The sequence below is a fragment of the Sulfurimonas sp. genome (assembly GCF_027056685.1).
Classification (GTDB): domain Bacteria; phylum Campylobacterota; class Campylobacteria; order Campylobacterales; family Sulfurimonadaceae; genus Sulfurimonas.
The window spans coordinates 1-2,610 of record NZ_JALUKE010000170.1 but is presented as its reverse complement, the minus strand read 5'-3'; the positions used below and the strand labels follow the sequence as shown (position 1 = coordinate 2,610).

The window sequence follows — 2,610 nt, the reverse complement described above, 5'->3', positions numbered from 1 at the left end:
TGGCACTTAAAGAAGCAAGAAACAGCGGTATAAACAAAATCAAATATTACTCTGATGATTTGAAAATTTTAAAAAAGATAGAAAATACTAACAAATGGGTGCCAATAATTCAAGAGCAGATTGAAAACGCGTCTTTTTTAGTTTACTATCAACCAATATATAATCTTAGAACCTATACAATAGATAAGTATGAGACGCTTATACGAATAGAACATAAGGGTCAAATCTACTCACCAGGATTATTTATTCAAGCAGCTTATGATGCTGGATTTATGTATGAAATATTTAAGTTTATGTTCATCAATGCATGTAAAAAAATAAGTAAGGAAAATGTAAAGTTGAGTGTAAATATTGGAACGCAAGAACTTGAAAGAGATGAATTACATGATTTTATAAAGGTCAATATAGAGAAGTACGGTGTAGATACAAATAAACTTTCACTTGAAATTCTTGAGTATAACTCTGTTGCAAAGAATAACCGTATTCATGAGAATATTCTTAAAATTTATAAGCTGGGCATAGAAATTATAATAGATGATTTTGGTGTAAACTGTTCTAATTTTGCTCAACTGCAAAATTTGCCTATAAGCATTATAAAAATAGATGGTTCATTTATTGAAAATATAGCCAGTTCAAAAGAGAGTCAAATAATTGTCAAAACAATACAGACTTACGCAAGAGAGAAAAATATAAAACTTGTAGCAGAATATGTTGCCAACAAAGAAGCTCTTAGCAAGATTATGGAGTTAAATATTGAGTATGGGCAGGGAAACTATCTTGGAGCAGCACAAGAGCAGATAGATGAGTTCACTTTATAGCAGCTAATCTGGACATTTTTCTTTTTGAAAAAGCATTTTAACTATAGATTCATTGACAAGGACTTTGCTAAGCTTTTCCATATAAGAGTCTAAGTTGCCCTGTTTGCTTGTTGTAGTGTTGTAGTGCTTTAGGTTTATGTTTTGGAGTAGTTTTTTTGCACCATCTAAAAGGGTTATGGAACCTACCTCTTTTATATTTTTTTGATTTGCTATAAGGTGAGCGAAGTTACTTATTATGAGAAGAGAAGAGATCTTGTCATTATGTGCAAAAAAGGCTAAAGGCATATCACACCCCATCTCGTCAAAACTAGCAAAATCATCAGCTCTAATATCGTTAAACTCTGTTTTAAAATTGAGTAGATTATGGAATACTTCAGGCTTTAAACGCAGTGAAAAAAACATTCCCGCAAACTCTTCATGGTACTGTGCATATATAAAGAAATTATTTGGATTTAGAGACCACTCTTTTATGGTTTGGAGTGAAAGGTTGTAGACATTGTTGGTAAGGCTTAAAATGGTGGAGTATGGCATTGCTAAAGCTTTGTCAATATCTTTTGCTTGATGTATATGAGTAATCGAAGCATATTTTATATTAAAAAATGATGTTGGAGCATTTAATATATGTTCTTTTGATGTTCCAAGTAGATTTTTTACACCGATTTTACAAAGTTTCTCTTCTATAGCTTGAGGTTCATCTTCTCCAAAACATGAGAGTATAAGTCCACTTTGTGTTTGAAAAAATTTCAGTATTTGAATCTGTTTATCAACATTTGGTTTAGTCGTACTTCTCTCCCAACGACTTAGAGTACCAATATCTAAACCTTCAAACAAATCATCAAAAGCATAGAGCTTTTGAACCAATTCCTCTTGTGTAAAATTATAATTTTCACGACATGTTTTTAAATAAATACCAAAGAGCACAGGAACCTCACTAAAGGAGTAACTTAAAATTCTTCAGCGTATAGAGTTTCAGGTTTTCGCCTTTTAGTTTTTTAAGCTCACTTGAAAAGCCTTTTTTTGCTACGATGATAAAGATGTCTACATTTATGTTTGCTTCTTTGCAGAGTTCTTGGAGTCTGGAAAGTTCACTTTTCTTGACTTTTGCATTTGTGTATTTCGTGATGCCTACTATGGTCTTGCCAGATTTTGTTTTGCCATAGATGTCAAACGCAGCGCTTTTATCCCAGTATTCAGAGATCTCTTCTATTTTATCTTCATCTTGAAAAGCTTTTTTGAGAAGCTCATGCGAGAGTTGTGTGAAGATGAGGTTCGTAAATTCTGCTTCACGGTTCTCCCAACGCTTTTTTACTTCTGTGTAATTTTTGTCACGAATGCCTTTAAAAAGCGGAGAGACAAAGGCAAACCAAAAGCGCAAAAATGGAGTAGTAAAGTAGAGTTTATTGTCGAGCTGTTCATTCTCAGCCCATGATGTAAACTCTTTTTTGGGTTTTTCCACGTAGATAATGCCACGCTCAACAAGCTCCTCAACAGCCTTGTCCCCCACCTCTTTGTCAAGCTTTGCCCGTTTGTAGCTTGAGTGTGTTTTACCATCACCCATAGCGATGGCACTTAAAAGAGAGTGGTAGAGTGGAGCACCGGATGTGATGTCATTGACATCATTGCGGATGTAAGAGTAGTCATCAAGAATGAGTCTTTCAATAAGCTCATAAGAGGGCTTAGAAGTGTCTATGTCACCCCAGCCGACACCACCGAAGATGGCGAACTTTTCAACAGCATCTTCGAGTGTTTTTGGCGTATGCTCTTTGTAAAATATTTGAAACTGTTTTGCAAG

The 2,610-nt window shown here is 34.3% G+C and carries 3 protein-coding genes; 1 reads left to right on the top strand and 2 read right to left on the bottom strand.

The annotated features are described in order from the left end of the window. A partial coding sequence (locus MVY38_RS07410; protein ID WP_297484831.1) for an EAL domain-containing protein occupies positions 1–818 on the top strand: 818 nt, incomplete at its 5' end. Between the two features lie 3 nt (positions 819–821). Here MVY38_RS07410 and MVY38_RS07405 read toward each other — a convergent pair. After that, on the bottom strand, positions 822–1,739 hold the full coding sequence (locus MVY38_RS07405) for a helix-turn-helix transcriptional regulator (protein WP_297484829.1): 918 nt from the start codon (positions 1,737–1,739) through the stop codon (positions 822–824). Between the two features lie 10 nt (positions 1,740–1,749). Then, the coding region (locus MVY38_RS07400; RefSeq protein WP_297484827.1) for a DUF234 domain-containing protein at positions 1,750–2,610 on the bottom strand (861 nt) is incomplete at its 5' end.